18 protein-coding genes are annotated in these 17,869 nt (G+C 68.5%); 5 read left to right on the plus strand and 13 right to left on the minus strand.

Features of this window, described 5'->3' with window-relative positions:
- Positions 1 to 44: 44 nt before the first annotated feature.
- Together mgrA and AB0M02_RS15160 are read right to left on the minus strand one after the other, a co-directional pair.
- Positions 45 to 1,034, minus strand: a complete 990-nt coding sequence (mgrA, locus tag AB0M02_RS15155; protein WP_364226614.1) for an L-glyceraldehyde 3-phosphate reductase — start codon at positions 1,032 to 1,034, stop codon at positions 45 to 47.
- Positions 1,034 to 1,888 (minus strand): aldo/keto reductase, encoded by an 855-nt coding sequence (locus AB0M02_RS15160; protein ID WP_364226616.1) that lies wholly within the window; start codon positions 1,886 to 1,888, stop codon positions 1,034 to 1,036. The genes mgrA and AB0M02_RS15160 overlap by 1 nt, the downstream gene beginning before the upstream one ends.
- 78 nt (positions 1,889 to 1,966) lie before the next feature.
- On the opposite strand from AB0M02_RS15160, the gene AB0M02_RS15165 reads away from it, so the two are divergent.
- Positions 1,967 to 2,857 (plus strand): LysR family transcriptional regulator, encoded by an 891-nt coding sequence (locus AB0M02_RS15165; RefSeq protein ID WP_364226619.1) that lies wholly within the window; start codon positions 1,967 to 1,969, stop codon positions 2,855 to 2,857.
- Here AB0M02_RS15165 and AB0M02_RS15170 read toward each other — a convergent pair.
- The 8 genes from AB0M02_RS15170 to murD form a co-directional block, all read right to left on the minus strand.
- Positions 2,850 to 3,758, minus strand: coding sequence for a carbohydrate ABC transporter permease (locus AB0M02_RS15170; RefSeq protein WP_364226622.1), 909 nt, complete (start codon positions 3,756 to 3,758; stop codon positions 2,850 to 2,852). The genes AB0M02_RS15165 and AB0M02_RS15170 overlap by 8 nt on opposite strands.
- A gap of 13 nt (positions 3,759 to 3,771) precedes the next feature.
- Complete coding sequence (locus AB0M02_RS15175) at positions 3,772 to 4,671, minus strand: sugar ABC transporter permease (protein ID WP_364226625.1); 900 nt, start codon at positions 4,669 to 4,671, stop codon at positions 3,772 to 3,774.
- A gap of 14 nt (positions 4,672 to 4,685) precedes the next feature.
- Positions 4,686 to 6,119 carry an N-acetylglucosamine/diacetylchitobiose ABC transporter substrate-binding protein gene (gene ngcE / locus AB0M02_RS15180; RefSeq protein WP_364226628.1) on the minus strand — a complete coding sequence of 478 codons (1,434 nt, stop codon included), beginning with the start codon at positions 6,117 to 6,119 and terminating at the stop codon, positions 4,686 to 4,688.
- Positions 6,120 to 6,151: 32 nt separating this feature from the next.
- On the minus strand, positions 6,152 to 7,009 hold the full coding sequence (locus AB0M02_RS15185; protein WP_364226631.1) for a carbohydrate ABC transporter permease: 858 nt from the start codon (positions 7,007 to 7,009) through the stop codon (positions 6,152 to 6,154).
- On the minus strand, positions 7,009 to 7,986 hold the full coding sequence (locus tag AB0M02_RS15190) for a sugar ABC transporter permease (protein WP_364226634.1): 978 nt from the start codon (positions 7,984 to 7,986) through the stop codon (positions 7,009 to 7,011). Before AB0M02_RS15190 ends, AB0M02_RS15185 begins: the two co-directional genes overlap by 1 nt.
- 61 nt (positions 7,987 to 8,047) lie before the next feature.
- Positions 8,048 to 9,361 (minus strand): extracellular solute-binding protein, encoded by a 1,314-nt coding sequence (locus AB0M02_RS15195; RefSeq protein WP_364226637.1) that lies wholly within the window; start codon positions 9,359 to 9,361, stop codon positions 8,048 to 8,050.
- A gap of 41 nt (positions 9,362 to 9,402) precedes the next feature.
- A complete protein-coding gene (locus tag AB0M02_RS15200) occupies positions 9,403 to 10,365 on the minus strand; it encodes a MurR/RpiR family transcriptional regulator (RefSeq protein ID WP_364226639.1) in 963 nt (320 codons plus the stop codon).
- Positions 10,366 to 11,115: 750 nt separating this feature from the next.
- On the minus strand, positions 11,116 to 12,468 hold the full coding sequence (murD, locus tag AB0M02_RS15205) for a UDP-N-acetylmuramoyl-L-alanine--D-glutamate ligase (RefSeq protein WP_364226642.1): 1,353 nt from the start codon (positions 12,466 to 12,468) through the stop codon (positions 11,116 to 11,118).
- Positions 12,469 to 12,557: 89 nt separating this feature from the next.
- Between murD and AB0M02_RS15210 the strand changes: the two genes are divergently transcribed.
- Both AB0M02_RS15210 and AB0M02_RS15215 read left to right on the plus strand, forming a co-directional pair.
- Positions 12,558 to 13,835 (plus strand): hypothetical protein, encoded by a 1,278-nt coding sequence (locus AB0M02_RS15210; protein ID WP_364227442.1) that lies wholly within the window; start codon positions 12,558 to 12,560, stop codon positions 13,833 to 13,835.
- Positions 13,836 to 13,907: 72 nt separating this feature from the next.
- Positions 13,908 to 15,581, plus strand: coding sequence for a flavohemoprotein (locus tag AB0M02_RS15215; RefSeq protein WP_364226644.1), 1,674 nt, complete (start codon positions 13,908 to 13,910; stop codon positions 15,579 to 15,581).
- Here the strand turns inward: AB0M02_RS15215 and AB0M02_RS15220 are convergent.
- The gene (locus tag AB0M02_RS15220) at positions 15,502 to 15,936 is read right to left on the minus strand and encodes a signal peptidase I (RefSeq protein WP_364226647.1); all 435 of its coding nucleotides are present in this window, start codon (positions 15,934 to 15,936) and stop codon (positions 15,502 to 15,504) included. The genes AB0M02_RS15215 and AB0M02_RS15220 overlap by 80 nt on opposite strands.
- Before the next feature lie 125 nt (positions 15,937 to 16,061).
- Between AB0M02_RS15220 and AB0M02_RS15225 the strand changes: the two genes are divergently transcribed.
- A complete protein-coding gene (locus AB0M02_RS15225) occupies positions 16,062 to 16,475 on the plus strand; it encodes a hypothetical protein (RefSeq protein WP_364226650.1) in 414 nt (137 codons plus the stop codon).
- 103 nt (positions 16,476 to 16,578) lie between these two features.
- Positions 16,579 to 17,391 (plus strand): RNA methyltransferase, encoded by an 813-nt coding sequence (locus AB0M02_RS15230; protein ID WP_364226653.1) that lies wholly within the window; start codon positions 16,579 to 16,581, stop codon positions 17,389 to 17,391.
- Here AB0M02_RS15230 and AB0M02_RS15235 read toward each other — a convergent pair.
- Together AB0M02_RS15235 and AB0M02_RS15240 are read right to left on the minus strand one after the other, a co-directional pair.
- Positions 17,379 to 17,567: a dihydrofolate reductase family protein gene (locus tag AB0M02_RS15235; protein ID WP_364227445.1), complete on the minus strand. Its 189-nt coding sequence runs from the start codon at positions 17,565 to 17,567 to the stop codon at positions 17,379 to 17,381. The two genes, AB0M02_RS15230 and AB0M02_RS15235, sit on opposite strands and share 13 nt — an antisense overlap.
- A complete protein-coding gene (locus AB0M02_RS15240; RefSeq protein WP_364226656.1) occupies positions 17,527 to 17,868 on the minus strand; it encodes a hypothetical protein in 342 nt (113 codons plus the stop codon). Before AB0M02_RS15240 ends, AB0M02_RS15235 begins: the two co-directional genes overlap by 41 nt.
- Between the last annotated feature and the right edge of the window lies 1 nt (position 17,869).

Raw genomic sequence — 17,869 nt, forward strand, 5'->3', positions numbered from 1 at the left:
GACGGCTACCAGCACCTGGCCATTCTCACCCGGGGGTATGACACTTAATGCGCGCTGGACCCGGCCCAGAGGTTGATGCCGGAGTCGGTCGCGTACTTGTCGATCTCGGCCAGCTCGTCATCGCTGAACGTGGTGTTCCGCAGAGCCGCGACGTTCGCCTCCAACTGGGCGACGCTGCTGGCGCCCAGGACCAGCGAGGTCATCCGCGGGTCGCGCAGCGCCCAGGCGATCGCCGTCTGCGCCAGGCTCTGTCCCCGGCGCTCCGCGATCGCGTTCAGCGCCCGGATCTTGTCGAGGTTCTCGTCGCTGAGCAGGTCGGTGCTGAGCGACTTGTCCTCGCTGGCCCGTGAGCCCTCCGGCACACCCTTGAGGTAGCGGTCGGTGAGCATGCCCTGCGCGAGCGGCGAGAACGCGATGCAACCCGCGCCCACGTCCTCCAGGGTGTCCAGCAGGCCGTCCTCGATCCAGCGGTTCAGCATCGAGTAGGACGGCTGGTGGATCAGCAGCGGCGTGCCCAGGCTCCGCAGGATCGCGGCGGCCTCGGCGGTCCTGCCCGGCGAGTACGACGAGATGCCCACGTAGAGCGCCTTGCCGGCCCGCACCGCGGCGTCCAGCGCGCCCATCGTCTCCTCGAGGGGCGTCTCCGGATCGAACCGGTGCGAGTAGAAGATGTCGACGTAGTCCACGCCCATCCGCTTGAGCGACTGGTCCAGCGACGCGGTCAGGTACTTGCGCGAGCCCCAGTCGCCGTACGGTCCGGGCCACATGTCGTAGCCCGCCTTCGTGGAGATCACCAGCTCGTCACGGTGCGACCGGAAGTCGGTGGCGAGGATCCGGCCGAAGTTGGACTCGGCGGAGCCGTACGGCGGGCCGTAGTTGTTGGCCAGGTCGAAGTGCGTGATGCCCAGCTCGAAGGCACGGCGCAGGACCGCGCGCTGGGTTTCGAGAGGCTTGTCGTCGCCGAAGTTGTGCCAGAGCCCGAGCGAGATCTCGGGCAGCTTCAGGCCACTGCGGCCGGTGCGGCGGTACTCCATCAGTTCAGCTCCGCGAGGTCGTCAGCGGTCAGAGTCAGGTCGGCGGCGGCCACGGAGTCGATGATCGTCTCGGGCCGGCTGCTCCCGGGGATCGGGATGACGATCGGGGACTTCGCGAGATGCCAGGCGAGGCACACCCGTTGCGGGCTCACTCCGTACCTCTCTGCGATCTTCTGGAAAGCCGCAGCCTGACCGCCCAGCGTGCCCGCCCGGCTGATGCCACCCAAGGGTGACCAGGGCAGGAAAGCGATGCCCAGCTCGGTGCAGAGGTCGAGCTCCGGCTCGGAGGAACGGAAGGCCGGGGAGAACTGGTTCTGCACGGAGACCAGGCGCCCGCCGAGGATCTCCTGAGCCTCGCGGATCTGCGCCGGGTTCGCGTTGGAGATGCCCGCCATCCGGATCTTGCCGGCGTCGAGAAGGTCGCGGATCGCGCCGATCGAGTCGGCGTAGGGCACCCTCGGGTCGGGCCGGTGATGCTGGTACAGGCCGATCGCGTCGACACCGAGCCGCTTGAGCGAGGCCTCGCACGCCTGCTTGAGGTACTCCGGCGAGCTGTTGAGGGTCCAGCTGCCGTCGCCGGGGCGCAGGTGGCCGCCCTTCGTGGCGACCAGCACACCGGACGTGTCACCGCCGTAACTCGCCAGCGCGCGGGCGATCAGCGTCTCGTTGTGACCGACCTCGTCCGCGTGGAGGTGATACGCGTCGGCGGTGTCGATCAGGGTCACACCGGCGTCGAGGGCCGCGTGGATGGTGCGGACCGACCGCTCCTCGTCCGGGCGTCCCTCGATCGACATCGGCATGCCACCGAGGCCGATCGCGCCTACTTCCAGGTTTCCGATACGACGAGTCTGCATGAGCACCACCCTTACCCTCACCGGACGGACCGTCCAACAGAAGAAACCGCTCGGATTCAGCAGCTACAGTGCTGAATCGTGGAACTGCGGCATCTCGAGTATTTCGTGGCGGTCGCCGAGGAGCGGCATTTCACGAGAGCGGCCGAGCGGATGCGGGTCGCCCAGTCCGGCCTCTCCGCCTCGATCCGGGCGCTGGAGCGGGAGCTGGACGCCGAATTGTTCGTGCGGCACACCCGGCGGGTCGAGCTGACCGACGCCGGGCAGGCGCTGCTGACCGAGGCGCACCGGACACTGGCCAGCGCGGCGGCGGCTCGCAACGCGGTGGCGGCGGTGCGCGGGCTGCTGCGCGGGAGCCTGGCGATCGGCTCCGAGCAGTGTCTCGGGATCATCGATCTTCCGCCGCTGGTCGCGGCGTTCCGCCGGGCCCATCCGGGCGTCGACGTCCGGCTGCGTTACGCCGGTTCCGGCCAGGTGGTCGAGCAGGTCCGGGTGGGGCGCCTGCACGCGGGTTTCGTCGCGCTCCCGGGTCCGGCTCCCGAGGGGGTACGCCTCCTGCCGCTCGGCACCGAGTCGATGATGCTGCTGTGCCACCCGGCACACGGGCTAGCCTTATCTGACAAATGCGAAATATCGCATTTGGCGGGGCTGGACTTCGTCGACTTCAGCGACGACTGGGGCGCCCGCCGAGTCAACGATCTCACCTTCGCCCGCGCCGGAGCCGACCGCCGCATCGTGGTCGAGGTCAACGACGTGCACACCCTGCTCGACTTCGTGCATCAGGGCCTGGGCGTCGCCCTGGTCCCGGCCCCGGTGACCCGCAAGCCCCAGGCCAAGGGCCTGCACGCGGCGGAGGTCACCGGCTCCGGCCCGGCCTGGCAGGTCTCGGTGGCGGTGACCTCGATCAGTCCAGCCACCGAGGCCCTGCTCAGCCTGGCGGGGGTGAGCCCCCGTGACGCACCCCCTACTTGACCGCTCCGGCGGTCAGGCCGGCCTGGATCTGCCGCTGGAAGATCGCGTAGACGATGATCATCGGGATGATCGTGAGCGTGAGCGCCGCGAACAGCACGTCCCACTCCGCGTGGTAACCGGCCTGCACGCTGATGCTCGCGATGCCCTGTGTCAGCACCCACTTCGAGTCCGCACCGGCGCCCTGCATGATCGCGACGGGTAGCAGGTACTGGTTCCACTGGCCGACGATGTTGAAGATCGTGATGCTGATCAGGCCGGACTTCGCCATCGGCATCATGATCTGGAAGAACTTCCGGGTGTGCGACGCGCCGTCCATGGTGGCCGCCTCGTCGATCTCGTGCGGCAGCGACTTGAAGAACGCCGCCAAGAAGAAGACGGTGAACGGCAGCGAGTACGCGATGTAGACCAGGATCAGGCCGGTGAACGTGTTCTTCAGCCCCATGTTGTTGAGGATGTAGAACAGCGGCGTGATCGCCATGAACGTCGGCAGGGCCAGGCCCGAGACGAACATGTAGTAGATGAACCGGTTGCCGCGGAACCGGTAGCGGGCCAGCACGTACGCCGCCATCGAGCCGAACAGCATGGTGCCGGCGGTGCTCAGCGAGACCACGAAGACGCTGTTCAGGAAGTAGCGCCCGATGTGCGCCTCCTGCCAGGCCGAGGCGTAGTTCTCGAACGAGAAGTGCTCGGGGAGGGCGAACGGCGTACCCAGATAGATCTCGGTGTTGCTCTTGAAGGACGCCAGTACGGCCCAGATCAGCGGGCCCACCGTGACGAGCGCCCAGAAGACCAGCGCGATGTGGGCGATGCCGTTCAGGACACCGACCTCGCGGTGCTTGGCGGGCTGTGCCGGGGTGGGCGCGGCGGCCGGGGCCGGCGCCGAGGTAACGGAAGTGGTCATCGTCGCCTCCGGCTCAGACGGCTTCACGCCGGGTGACCCGCAGGGTCAGTGCGGCGAACGTGAGGGTGAGGAAGAACAGCACGACACCGATCGCCGAGGCGTAACCGGCCTGCGAGTAGTCGAACGTGTTGCGGTAGATCATCATGGCCAGCACCGAGGTCGCGCCGTCCGGGCCGCCCCGGTCCACCGACATGATGTTGACCAGGGCGAACGCGTCGAACGCGGCGATGCCCAGGTAGACCCAGCCGACCTGGATGGTGTTCCAGAGCAGCGGCAGGGTGATCTTGAAGAACAGGGTGAACTTGGTCGCGCCGTCCAGCGCCGCGGCCTCGTAGATCTCGTGCTCGATCGCGCCCATGCCGGCCGAGAACAGCACCACGTAGAAGCCGACCGCCTGCCAGATGAGCACGACCACGATGCAGGTCATGGCCCACCGCTTGTCGGCCAGGAACAGCCAGGGCGCCCACGAGTCCGGCATCAGGCCGTTGAGCATGCCGCTCTTGTCCGAGGCGAACACCCGGCCGAAGATCACCGCCACGATGGCGAGTGCCAGCAGCTGCGGGAAGAAGAAGACCACCCGGTAGAAGCCGGAGCCGCGTACGCCGATCGTGGTGCCGCCCTTCATGCCCCCGCCGACGTTGAGCAGGAACGCGAAGAACAGCGCGATGGCGATCGTGACCAGCGGAAGCGCGATCAGCAGGTAACCGTGGTGCCAGATCGACTTCCAGAAGAGCTCGTCGTCCCAGATCTTGACGAAGTTGTCGAAGCCGACGTACTTCATCGGTCCCAGCCCGGACCACTGATGGACCGAGAGATAGAACGTCTGCAGGTACGCCGCGACGACGAAGGTGACGTAGAGCGCCACCGGCACGGCAAGAAAGCCGATGATGAAGGGGTACTTGCCGTGCCGCATGGCGCGTCTACTCCTTAGCTGCGAGTGAACTTGGTGACGGAGGAGTCGGCGGCGACCTTCTGCGCGGCGGTCTCCATCCGGTCGCAGAACTTCTGCGCGTTGTAGTCGGAGAACATCAGGTCGTTCGCGGCGATGCGGGACTCGTCGTCGAGCTTCTTGTACCAGGTGTCGAACAGGTAGCCCATGAAGATGTCCTTGCCGGCCTTGCCGACCGCCTCGTTGGCGCTGGTGAGGCCGGGCGAGATGGTCTGGCCGTCGGCAGCGCCGGCGACCACGGTGAGCGACTTGGTGAGCTTGGTGAACTCGAGCGCCGCTTCCTTCGACAGCATGCCGCGCAGGTACTCCATACCGCCACGGGGGTTCTTGCCCTTGCTGGCGACGAAGTAGATCTCGCCGGCCGCCGCGTTGAGGGCGGGAGCCGGGAGCTGGTCGGACGTGGTGACGCTCGGGTACGGGGCGATCGAGTACTCGAAGCCGGACGGGGTGTCCTTGGCCTGCTCGTTCTCCAGCCACGAACCACACGGGTAGAAGGCCAGCTTGTCCTGGTTCTGGCGGAGCTGGACCTCGGTGTGCTTGAGGCCGAGGAAGCTCTTGTCGATGTACTTCTTGCCGATCTCGGCCCACGCCTCGGCGGCCTTCAGCACGGCGTCGTTCTTCCACGCGCCGGGCTTCAGGTTGTCGATGTCCTTCAGCACCTGCTCGGTGCCGATCTTGCCGGCGCTGGTCATGATCGCGCGGACCATGTAGTACGACGCGTTCGCACCCGCGTAGCCGAACGGCACGATGCCGGCGGCCTTGATCTTGTCGCAGAGCGCGGTGAAGTCGGCCCAGGTGGTCGGCACGGTCCAGTTGTTCTTGGTGAACAGCGCCTTGTTGTACCAGAGACCGAACACCGTGTACGCGTAGTTCACCGCGTACGGCTTGCCGTTGTAGGTGCCCTGCTCGATGGCGCCCGGCACCAGCGTGTCGGCCACCGTCTTGCCGGCGATGTCCCAGGACGGCGCGGCGAACAGCTCGGTCAGGTCCTGCGCCTGGCCCGCGTTGACCACGGCGCCGAAGTCCATCAGCTTCGAGCCCGAGTTGTTGATCATGTCGGGCGCGTCGCCGGCGTTGAGCCGCGGCTGGACGACGGTGGAGACCTCCTGGGTGGCCGAGTAGGTCACCTTGGACTCCGGCCACTTCTTGTTGTACAGCGGGATGTCGACGTCGGTGGCGTACTTGGTGCCGAGTCCACCGTCGAAGATGATCACCTCGATGCCGGTCTTCGGGTCGATGCCGAGCGGGTTCTCCGCCGACTTCGTACCGGTCGCCTGCTCGGTCGTGTCCTCCTCGCCGCCGCCGACGCAGGCACTGAGCATGCCCACGGCCGGAACGGAGGCGAAACCGACCGCGGCAGCGCGGCGCAGCAGGGTCCGACGGTCGAGCTCGGAAGTCGTTATGTCAGACATCGATGTCCTTTCAGAGGGTTCCGGGATAGTACTCAGCCCTTGACGGCGCCGGCAGTCAACCCCGTTGCGATGTTGCGCTGAATCAGCAGGAAGAAGACCACCACCGGAATGGACGTGATGATCGCACCGGCCATGAGGGGGCCCCAGGCGGTACCGCGCTCGGTCTGGTTGTACAGCAGCCAGGCCATGAGGTTCTGTTTCTCCGGGCTGTTCAGGGTGTTGATGATGATGAACTCGTTCCACGCCTGAATGAACCCGTAGACGGAGGTGGCCACCAGGCCGGGGCCGGTGAGCGGCAGGATGATCCGCCAGAACACCTGCGCCCGGGAGCAGCCGTCGATCATCGCGGCCTCGTCCAGCTCCCGGGGGATGCCGGAGATGAAGCCGCGCAGCGTCCACACCGTGTACGGCAGGAGCAGCACCAGGTAGACCAGCGAGACGCCGACCAGACTGTTGGTGAGGTTCGCGCTCTGCAGCATGAGGAAGAGCGGGATGAGCAGGGCCAGGAACGGCACCAGCTGCACGGCCAGGACGACCAGGATGATCGACTTGCGGCCGTAGAACTGGAACCGCGCGATCGCCAGCGCCGCCAGGAAGCCGACGACCAGTGCCGCCGCCACCGCCATCGCCGTGATGATCAGGCCGTTCACCATCGCCGGCAGGAACAGCTCCTCACCCAGCGCGGACTTGAAGTTGTCCAGCGTCGGTGACTGCGGCAGGAACGTCGGCGTGAAGCTACGGACCTCACTGTCCGGCTTGAACGCCGTGTTCAGCACCCAGTACACCGGGAACAGCATGACCAGTCCGAAGATGATCCCGGTGCTGTTCGCGAAGAACGTACCGATACGGCTGCGTCCGACGGTGACGACGCCGTCGTCGTGGCGGGCCATCAGTCCACCTCTCCGATCTTGAACATCTGGCGGATGTAGAACGCCATCACGCCGAGCATCAGCAGCACGGTGATCACCGAGATCGCCGAGCCGTAGCTGTACCGGGACTGCCCGAACGCCTGCGTGTAGGAGAACGTGGCAAGGGTCTGGTACACCGGCTCGGGGTGACCGTCCCGCAGCGCCCAGTTCTGGGTGAACAGGCCGAAGTTCCAGATCACCGAGAGCGTGGTGACGATGGTGAGCAGCGGCTTCAGGATCGGCAGGGTGATGCTGCGCAGCGACTGCCAGGCCGAGGCGCCGTCCACGGTCGCCGCCTCCAGCAGCTCCTTGGGCACCTGGGTGAGGCCGGCGCTCAGCGAGATCGCCAGGAACGGGATACCGGCCCAGACCACCAGCGTGGTGATCACCGCCCAGCCCTCCCAGGGGTTCACGAACCAGCTGTGGTTCGCGAAGTCGACGCCGGGGAGCTTGTCGATCAGGTAGTTGAGGACGCCGAAGTCGGAGTCGGTCAGCCAGCGGAACGCCTGCGCGGCGACCAGCTGCGGCAGCGCCCACACGAACATCATCGCGATCATCATGAACAGCCGGACCCGGTTGTGCACCCGGCGCATCAGCAGCGCGATACCGAGGCCGAGCAGGACCGACAGCGTCACCGAGACGACGGTGAAGGCCGCGGTACGCAGCACGACACCCCAGAAGACGCCGTCGGTCAGCGCCTTCGAGTACTGCTCGAGGCCGACCCACGGCGGGTTGAGTCCGGTGATCAGCTCGCGGAGCCGCATGTTCTGGAAGGACAGCTCGATCATGCGGAACAGCGGGTAGCCCAGCATCGCCACCAGGATCAGCAGCGTGGGCAGCGAGAGCAGCCAGGGAACGCGGGCGTCGCTACTGCTCCGGCGGCGCTTCCGGTGCGCAGCGCGCGCCGGCGGTGTCTGCTGCGGCGGCGCCGGGGTCGGCGGGTAGTCGACGGCGGTCATCCTTGATCCTCCGGTGAGGTGTGGCGCCCGGCCGCGAGGGACCGGGCGCCACTGGCGGTCATCAGGCCTCGTTGAGCGTCTTGTTGATCTCTTCGTCGGCCCACTTGGCGCCGTCGGCCACCGTCTTCTTACCGGTCAGGATGTCGGTCAGCATGGTCTGCAGAACGCTGGCCTTCTCCACGTCGGCCCACTTCTCGGCGTTCGGCGGGAACCAGCTCAGCTTCGCGGCGAGCGCGGACGGAGCGATCTTCGGGTTGTCCGTCGCGGCCTTGTCCAGCAGCGCGGTCGAGTTCGGCAGCGCGCTGGCCTTGATCAGGCCCTCCATCGACTTGGCGTCGGTGAAGTGCTTGATCCACTGAGCGGCGAGCTCCTTGTTGCCGCTCTTCTGGGTCACACCGAGGTTCGAGCCACCGAGGAAGGAGGGGATCTCCGGCATCGGCGCGGCGGCGAGCTTGCCCTTCACCTTGGTCGGGACCAGCGGGGAGTTCGGGTCGTTCGGGTCCTTGCGGACCTCCTCAGCGACACCCTGCTCCCAGGCGTTGCCGTAGAACATGCCGCCCGAGCCCTGCGAGAAGATGCCGGCCTGCTCGTTCTCGTTCTTGGTGACGTCGGCCTTCGAGTACTTCTTGACCATGTCGACCCACTTCTGCAGGCCCTCCTGCGACTGCGGGGAGGACAGCTGGCCGACCCACTTGTCGCCGTCCTTCTTGGCGATCTCGCCACCGGAGGACTTGACCCACGACATCGCCGCGTACCAGTACTGGCCCGGCATGTACATCGCGCTGAACTTCTTGTCCGCGGCGTTGCCGGCCTGCAGCTTGTCGGCGGCGGCGGTGAAGTCCGCGTAGGTCTTCGGCGCCTCGGCGATGCCCGCCTTCTGGAACAGGTCGGTGCGGTAGATCAGCACGCGCGCACCGGCGTAGTAGGGCACGCAGTAGGTCTTGCCGTCGAGCTCACAGGCGCCGGAGAGGCCCGGCAGCCAGGTGTCGGAGTTCTCGAAGTCACCCTTGTTCAGCTCGGCGAAGCCGCCGTTGAAGACGTACTTGGAGAACTCGGTGTTGCCGAGCTCGACGACATCCGGCACGTCCGAGCCGGCCAGGGTCGCGTCCAGCTTGGTGAGGTGGTTGGCCCACTGCTGGTACTCGACGTTGACCTGGGCGCCGGTCGCGGCGGTGAACCGCGCAGTGGCGTCCTCGACGACGGGCTTCCAGGCGGTCTCGGCGTCGACCATGAGCCAGACCTTGAGGGTCTTGCCCTTGCCGTCGACAGTGCCGGTCGCCGAGGTGGCGCCCTCGTCCGAGCTGTTTCCGCCACACGCGGCGACGCCGACCAGCGTCGCAGCGAGCGCCGCGGCTACCGCGATCTTGCGCTTCACTTTTCCTCCCCAGGGAATTTCATAATTTTTCGAGAAAAGGGTTAGCTGTCTTTCGCGGCCTTGTGCCCGTGCACGGCCTGAGCGGTGCGCTGGAACGCGGCATGCGAACGTTCGTGGGTGCGTTGCGCGACGGCGACGTAGAGCAGGTCGAGGACGACCAGCTGCGGGTGTCGTGCGCTGAGGGCGTCCGGACGGAACGTGGTCGCCTGGGTTGCGGTGAGCAGGACGATGTCGGCGAGCTCGGCCAGCGGGGATCGGGGGAAGCTGGTCAGCGCGATCGTGGTGGCGCCCCGGCTGTTCGCCTCCGCGAGCAGCTCGATCGTCTCGCCGGTCTCGCCACTGTGCGAGATACCGAGCGCGACGTCGCCGGGCCTCGACAGCGCGGCGCTGGCCAGACCGTTGTGCACGTCGGTCCAGGCCCACACCGGGATGCCGATGCGGTGCAGACTGAACTGCATCTCCTCGCCGACCAGCGCGCTTCCGCTGGCGCCGAAGATGTTCACCCGCGCCGCGGCGGCGATCGCCACCGCGGCTCGCGCCACCTCACTCAGGTCGAGCAGCGAGGCGGTGTCGTGCATGGCCCGCGTGTCGGCCGCCATGATCTGGCCGAGGACCCGCTCGAGCGGATCGTTCGGCTGGATCTCGCGGCCGATGTCGACGGTCCAGCCGGCCGAGCGGGCCCGGCCGGTCTCCGCCGCGATGCCGAGGCGGAGGTCCGCGTATCCGTCGAAGCCGACCGCCCGGCAGAACCGGGTGACCGTCGCGGGCGAGGTGCCGCTGCGCTCGGCCAGCTCGACGATGGTGGCTCGCGAAGCGGCGGCGGGGTCCGTGAGGACCTGCTCCGCGACCCGCTGCAGCGCGCCGGTGAACTCGGGCAGAAGTGTGCGAACCCGCAGCAAGACCCCGTCCGCCAGGTGCGGGCTCCCGTTCAGGGAGGCCTTGTCGCGAACCAGCGAGGGGGCGACCGCGGCCATCGCGGTGCCGTCCATCTCCGGCTCAGCCATCGGACACCCTTTCAGGAAGGACTGTTTACTGTCGCGGTAAAAGTTCTTACTAACCGCCCCTTCATGTCAAGCGCCTGGGTGAAGTTTTCAAACCGTTACCTGACCTGCGGCAATGAACTGATGTTTCGCGCGCCCCGGATGACGGTCATCAATCCGGAAACATCCCTTACAGCGTGATCGCCATCACATGTCCAGTTTGTGACTGTTTTGTCCTAGCACCTTCAGCCCATGGCAGATCATCTTTTCGGTGACGCACGCTGGGCCGTTCGGACAATCTCCGTGACGCGGCGAAACCTCGTCGTTACGCAGGAAACAAGATCAAAAAATTTTCCGTACGCGACAGCCGCGCCGGCAGAAGCGACCACACCCGCACGCCGTCTCGGAGGGCCGCCAGTCGCCGCGCACGCCGATCATCCGGCCGCCGGCCGAGTCGCCACCCACGAGTGAAGTACGGCCCACCCACGCACCCCAACTCCACACACACACACACACAACCGCTCACACCACCCCGCGTGTGAAGTACGGCCCACCCACGCACCCCAACTCCACACACAACCGCTCACACCACCCCGCGTGTGAAGTACGGCCCGCAGGCGCACCCCAACTCCACACACAACCACTCACCCCACCCCGCGTGTGAAGTACGGCCCACAGGCGCACCCCAACTCCACACACAACCGCTCACACCACCCCGCGTGTGAAGTACGGCCCACGGGCGCGCCCGAAAACCACACGCGGGTTGGGCGAGGGCTACTTTGCGGTGTCGCGGACCGCTTGGGCGAAGGCCTCGGAGCGGTGCTCGAAGTTACGGAACCGGCCGTAGGAGGGTGCGGCCGGCGACAGCAGCACGACGCCACCGGCCGGGGTCACCTCGCGCGAGATACGCACCGCGTCGAAAAGATCCTCCGAGGGCAGCGTGCGGACGCCCGGCAAATCGGAAATGACCGACAGGATCCGGGGGCCGCTGTCCGGCAGGCCGATTACGGTGAGTTCGCGCGATGACAGAAATTCTCGCAACGGTGTGTAGTCAAGGCCACGATCGGTTCCGCCGACGAGCACGGTGAGTGGCCGCCCCTCGTACGCCTCGATCGCGTGGATCGCCGAGTAGGGGCTCGTGGAGAGCGTGTCGTCGACGAACGTGATCCCGGACCCGTCCTCGATCTCGGCGAGCCGGTGCGGCAGCCCTCGGAACGACCGGACCGCCTCCGCGATCGCCTCCCGCGAGCCCACCACGTCGACGCCCATGCCGTCCAGCACCGCGAGGGCCACGCACAGGTTCCGCTCGTTGTGCCTGCCCTTGAGCGCCAGCGCCGCGCGCGGGAACAGCTCGTCGTCACTGCAGAAGACGACGTCGTCCTCGACCCGGAACCGCGAGTCGTCCGCCGCCGCCGGCACCGGCGGGAAGCCGCTCGCGTCCGTCACGCCGCGGATCTCGTCGCGCAGCCGCTCGTCCGCGCCGTTCACCACGATCAGCTCCGGCCGGTACCGCAGCAGGTTCAGCTTGTCCCGGTAGTACTCCCGCTCGCCGCCGTGGGCGTCCAGGTGCTCCGGGAACAGCGAGGTCACCACGGCCACCCGCGGCGAGTCCGTCAGGTCGGCGCACTGGTAGCTGGAGAGCTCCAGCACGTACAGCTCGGCCGGCGGCAGGTCCAGCAGCGGGATGCCGATGTTCCCGCCGTACGCGTTCGGCCGCCCGACCGCCGCCAGCAGGTGGCTGATCAGGCTCGACGTCGTGCTCTTGCCCTTGCTGCCGGTCACACCGACGGTCCGGGCCGCGTTGTCCGCCATCCACAGCGCGCTGCCGCCGGTGACCGTGATCCCCCGCGCTCGCAGCTCGCGCAGGAACGGGTGGGTCTGCGGCACTCCCGGCGAGCGCACCACGACGTCCGCGCTGGCCAGCGACGCGAACGCGTGCTCACCACCGGCCAGCGGCGCGAGCGCGGAGAGCGCACCCTCCCACTCCACGTCCAGGTATCCCGGGCTGTCGTCGACCGCGATCAGCCGGGACGGCTCGTGCTCCGCGATCGCGGTGACCGCGGCGCGGCCCTCCTTGCCGGTTCCCCACACCGCCACCGAGCGGCCACGCAGATCTGCAAGTCGCACGTCGTCTCCCTCGAAGGCGGTGATGGCCGGACCGAACTAATATTGCCCGTCGGCCAGATGACAGGAGTTTCCGGGTGCAGTTCGACGCCATGCGCTTCCCCTCGTACGCGTTCGACCCCTCGACCGGGGTCGCGACGTTCGACTACGTGCTGGAGGGCGCGGAGCCGCTGCACTTCACCGAGACGATCACGTTCCCGCTGCCGCACGGCCGCGCGGTGCCCGACACGTTCCTGCGGGTGCTCGACCTGTTGCACGTCGTCGCCGGGGTCAGCTACTACAAGGTCGGTGCCCCGCCGCGGGTGATCGCCCCCAAGCCGGTCGCGCCCGCTGTCCAGGACTTCTTCACCGCCGTCTACACCCACGGCCTCGCGGAGTACGCGTATCGCAACCAACTCCCCCACGTCCTGGACCTGACCGTCGAGACGCCCGGCACGATCCCGGCCGCCGCCCCCGTGGAGACGCACGGCCGGCCCTTGAGCGCCGTCGGCGGCGGCAAGGACTCGATCGTCACCCTGGAGATCCTGCGCGCCGCCGGGCTCGACCCGGTGCCGTTCTCGGTCAACCCCAACCCGGTGATCGAGAACGTGAACGCCGCCTCCGGCCTGCCCGCCCTGGCCGCCCGCCGCAAACTCGACCCCCGCCTGTTCGAGCTCAACCGGGCCGGCGCGCTGAACGGCCACATCCCGGTCACCGCGATCAACTCGCTGATCGCCGTCGCGACCGCGGTCTGGCACGGCCTCGGGCCGGTGGTGATGTCGAACGAGCGGTCCGCCTCCGACCCCAACCTGGTCTGGAACGGTCATGAGGTGAACCATCAGTGGTCCAAGGGCGTCGTCGCCGAGGGTCTGCTGCGGGACGCCGTGAGCGCGCACACCGGGCTCACCGACCCGTATTTCTCGCTGCTGCGGACCCTGTCCGAGCTGCACATCGCCCAGCTCTTCGCCGGCTACACAGCGTATGATGACGTTGTCACCAGCTGTAACAAGGCGTTCAAACTTCACGACCCGACCGCCCGCTGGTGCGGTGACTGTCCGAAGTGCCGCTTCGTGTTCCTGGCGATGGCACCGCACATGACCCGCGAGCGGCTCGCGCACATCTTCGGCCGCGACCTGTTCGCCGACCCGGCACAGACCCCCGGCTTCCTCGAACTGCTCGGCGTCGACGCGCACAAGCCGTTCGAGTGCGTCGGCGAGGCCGAGGAGTGCCTGGTCGCCCTCTCGCTGCTGACCGACGACGCCCCGGTCCTGGTCGCCCTGCGCGCCGCCGTCCCGGACTCGGCCTGGGCCGACGCCTCCCACTCCGCCGTCTTCACCCCGGGCGGCCCGCACCACATCCCGGCCGCCTATCAGAAGCTGCTCACCACCTGACTCCCCGGTCACGGCGGCGACAACTGAGTACGGTTGTACTGTCCGGCTTGTTCCGCTGTCTCGGGGGTGTCAGTGTCGTCTGGTTCGGGGCCGGCGTCGGACCCGCATCTGCTCGCCCTGTTACGGGCCATCCGGCTGCGCCAGAACGCGCCGGACGCGGCATCGGCCGGCGAGGCGGACACCGCCGCGGCACTCTCCGAACTCAGCGGCGGCAAGAAGGACGACGAGAGGGACGACGAGAAGACGGAGAAGAAGCCCGCCTCGCCGTACTTTCCGGCGGCGGGTTCCGGCTCGGACCGGGGACCGGCCGCCCGCGACTCCGGGAAGCCGCCCACCGTGCAGCGCGGGAGTGCCGAGCTGCTCTGGCGGGGCGATCCCGGTGCCACAGTGGGGCGGGCCGGGCTGGAGGCGCGGAAGGAGCCGAGGGGAAAACGGCGCGATTCCACCGTACCCATCACGGGTGTGAATCCAGCCGGACCGGCCACTCCCGTGCCCGAAATCCCCAAGCTGGAGGGCATTCGCCCGATCGGTGCGCCCGGCACCGAATTCCCCGGCCCGCAGTATGTTCCGAGGCCGCCGGCGGCGAAGCCGTCGCGTCCGATGTCGCCCGCCGACGGCATGGACCCCGCCGACGACATCGCGCTGCGCGACACCCAGCGGCTGCTCGTCACCAGCCTGACGTTCGCCGGCGGCGCGGACGAGGTCGCCGACCGGCTCTGGCACGCGCTGCTGCAGGCCCAGCCCGACCTGCTCGCGTCGCTGCCCGGCACCCCGCAGACGCAGCGTGACCAGCTCGCCCGAGCGCTCACCTGGCTCGTCCACCACATGGAGAACCCGCCGGTCCTGGTCACCGGCTGCGCCCAGCTCGGCGCGGCGCTCGCCGAGTGCGGCATCCAGTGGCAGCAGCTGCAGCTGGTCGGCGCGGCCCTCGCCGAGGCGATGCGGGCCGGAACCGCGCCCGGCGCCTGGCGGCAGGACTTCGACCAGGCGTGGCGCTGGACGTGGCAGCACACATACGAATGGATCGTGCACGGCGGGACGCTCGTCGCCTACCAGCCGACCGCCTGGGACGCCGAGGTCGTCGGCCACGAGCTGCGCCGGCCCGACCTCGCCGTGCTGCGCCTGCGGCCGTTCCTGCCGATGCCGTTCCGCGCCGGGCAGTACGCGCGGATCGAGGTGCCCGGCGTCCCCGGCGTCTGGCGGCCCTACTCGCTGGCCGTCGGCCTCGACCCGGGCATCGTGGAGCTCCACGTCCGGGCCAAGACCGAGACCGGCGTGAGCGGCAACCTCGTGCACCACACCCGGACCGGCGAGCACGTCCGGATCGCCCGCGCCGAGGGCGCCATGATCCTGCCCGCCGAGCCGGGCCGGGGCGTCCTGATGATCGCCGGGGACACCGGGGTGGCGCCCATGAAGGCCATGCTCGCCGAGCTGGCCGCCACCGCGGACCCGCGCACCGCCGTCCTGTTCTGGGGCGTACGCGACCTGGACGAGCTCTACGACATCGACGAGCTGACCGAGCTGGCACACGCCGCACCCCGGGCCACGGTCGTACCGGTGGTGGCCGAGGGCGACCCCGGCCCGTACGCGTCGGGCCTGGTCACCGACGCGGTGGCCGCGTACGGCGAGTGGACCCGCCACGAGGTCTACCTGGCCGGCCCACCCCTCATGATCGCGGCGACGGGTGCGGCCCTCCGTCAGCTGGGCGTGGCGTCGGCGCGGATCCATCACGATCCGCAGGAGTGACGCGGTACCCGGGGACCGACGGCCACCGGACGGTGAGGACCACCGACTCCTCGGCGGCGTACCAGGAGTGGTCGACGCCCGGTGCCCACACGACGTAGTCGCCCTGCTTTGCGAGAACGACCGTTCTTTCTGGGAACTCCATGTGGAAACACCCGCTGATCAACACGAGCAGCGCGGTCCGGTGCTCGCCGCGCACCCACTTCGCCCGCCGATCACCCGGCGCGTGCCGGCCCCATTTGATCTCGACATCCGTGCTGTGCCGCGGGTCGCCCTCCGGCTTGAAATGCCCCAGCAACCAGCCCGAGTCGGCCAGCGCGTCCGGGTCGGCGTTGCCCACGTAGATCCCATCCGTCACGTGCCAACGCTACCGTTTCGCTGTTCTTGCACTCTTTCGAGTGCACGTTGAACAGGTCAAATACGGACAAATGTCATAGCCTGCTCTCGGTCCTGCTTGTGGACCCTCGAGCCAGGAGACATTTCATGAAATATACGACCGTGCGCGTTGCTGTTGCCGCCCTGACGGCCCTGGCGTCGCTCGGCGTCGGCAGCGCTGCCGTGGCATCGTTCGCTCCCCCGCTCCGCCTCAACGCCGTCGCCTTCTACGCCAAGGTCGACCTGCTCGGCCGTCAGATCTCCGGCTTCAAGGCCAAGTTCACCCAGGTGAACGGCCGGCCCGCACCCGGGCTGCCGATCCGGTTCGTCGTCAGCGGCGAGCAGTACCTGCTCTGCGAGGCCACCACCGACACCAACGGCTACGCCGAGTGCCGCGTCGGCCCGCTCCCGTCCGGTATCTCGGCCATCAAGCTGGTTCTCAGTGGTTACGACGCCACCTTCGACGGCGGCCGGTGGTACGCCCCGGCCAGCGCGCACAACACCGTCGGCCTCGCCTACTGACGCCCCGGCGCCGCGCACCCGGCCCGGGTGCGCGGCGCCGCCGGGTCGTGGCGCGGCCCGGCCGGTGCGCCGGGCCGCCGGGCCGGTCGGCACAATGCTGGACGTGCCAGCCGTCAGCATCACCGACCCCGACGACCCCCGCATCGGCGACTACCGGGCCCTCACCGACGTCGAGCTCCGCACCCGCTGGGAGCCACCCAACGGCCTGTTCATCGCCGAGGGCGAGCTGGTCATCGGCCGGGCCCTGCGCGCCGGCTACCGGATGCGCTCCGCCCTCGTCGACGAGAAACGCGCCGACCAGCTGACCGGCCTCCCCGACGACGCGCCCCTCTACGCCGCCACCCAGCCCGTCCTGGAGTCGATCACCGGCTTCCATGTGCACCGCGGCATCCTGGCCTCGTTCCACCGCCGCCCGCTGCCCACCCTGGACGACCTGCTCGCCGGCGCCCGCACCCTGGCCGTCCTGGAGGGCCTGAACACCCACACCAACCTGGGCGCCCTCTTCCGCAGCGCGGCCGCCCTCGGCATCGACGCCGTCGTCCTCTCCCCCACGTGCGCCGACCCGCTCTACCGCCGGGCCGTCCGGGTCAGCATGGGCGAGGTGTTCGCGATCCCCTACACCAAGGTCGATTCCTGGCCGGCGCCGCTCACCACCATCCGCGAGTCCGGCTTCACCCTGCTCGCGATGACCCCGGCCCCGGACGCGGTCGCACTCCTCGACCTGACCCCCGACCAGCGCAAGCGGCCGGCCCTGCTGCTGGGCGCCGAAGGACCGGGACTGACGGCCGAGGCGATGGCGCTGAGCGACGCCCGCGTTGTCATCCCGATGCACAACGACGTCGACTCGCTCAACGTCGCCACCGCCGCCGCCATCACGTTCTACGAACTGACCCGCGACACCCGTCAGCGGAGCTGATAGGTCAGGTGTGTCGCCTGCCCCGACACCCGCACATGCATCTGCCGCATCGAGAGCGCGAACCCCCGCGCGAACAGAGCCGTCCCTCCACCCAGCACCACCGGCGCCAGATGGATCCGCAACTCGTCCACCAGATCACCCGTCAGCGCGCCCTGAATCGTCGACGCGCCGCCCATCACGACCACATCCCGCTCCCCCCAGCGCCAGCCCTTGACGCACCGCGCTCTCCAGCCCGTCCACCACGAACGAGAACCTGGACTCCAGCCGGACCGACGACGGCGGCTTGCGGGTGACAACGAGAACCGGGCCATAGCCGACCGCGCCGGTGTTCGCCACCGCGTCGTCAAGGGCGGCGGCGTCGACCGTGTCCGGGTGCAGGGCCCAGGCCCGCAGGGCCTCACCGAGACCCGCAAAGGGGGACGGGCCGGTCACGTAGCAGTCCAGGGACATGGAGATGTCAGCGATCACCCGGGCCATG

This window comes from Actinoplanes sp. NPDC051861, assembly GCF_040681145.1.
In the GTDB taxonomy this organism is placed as follows: domain Bacteria; phylum Actinomycetota; class Actinomycetes; order Mycobacteriales; family Micromonosporaceae; genus Actinoplanes.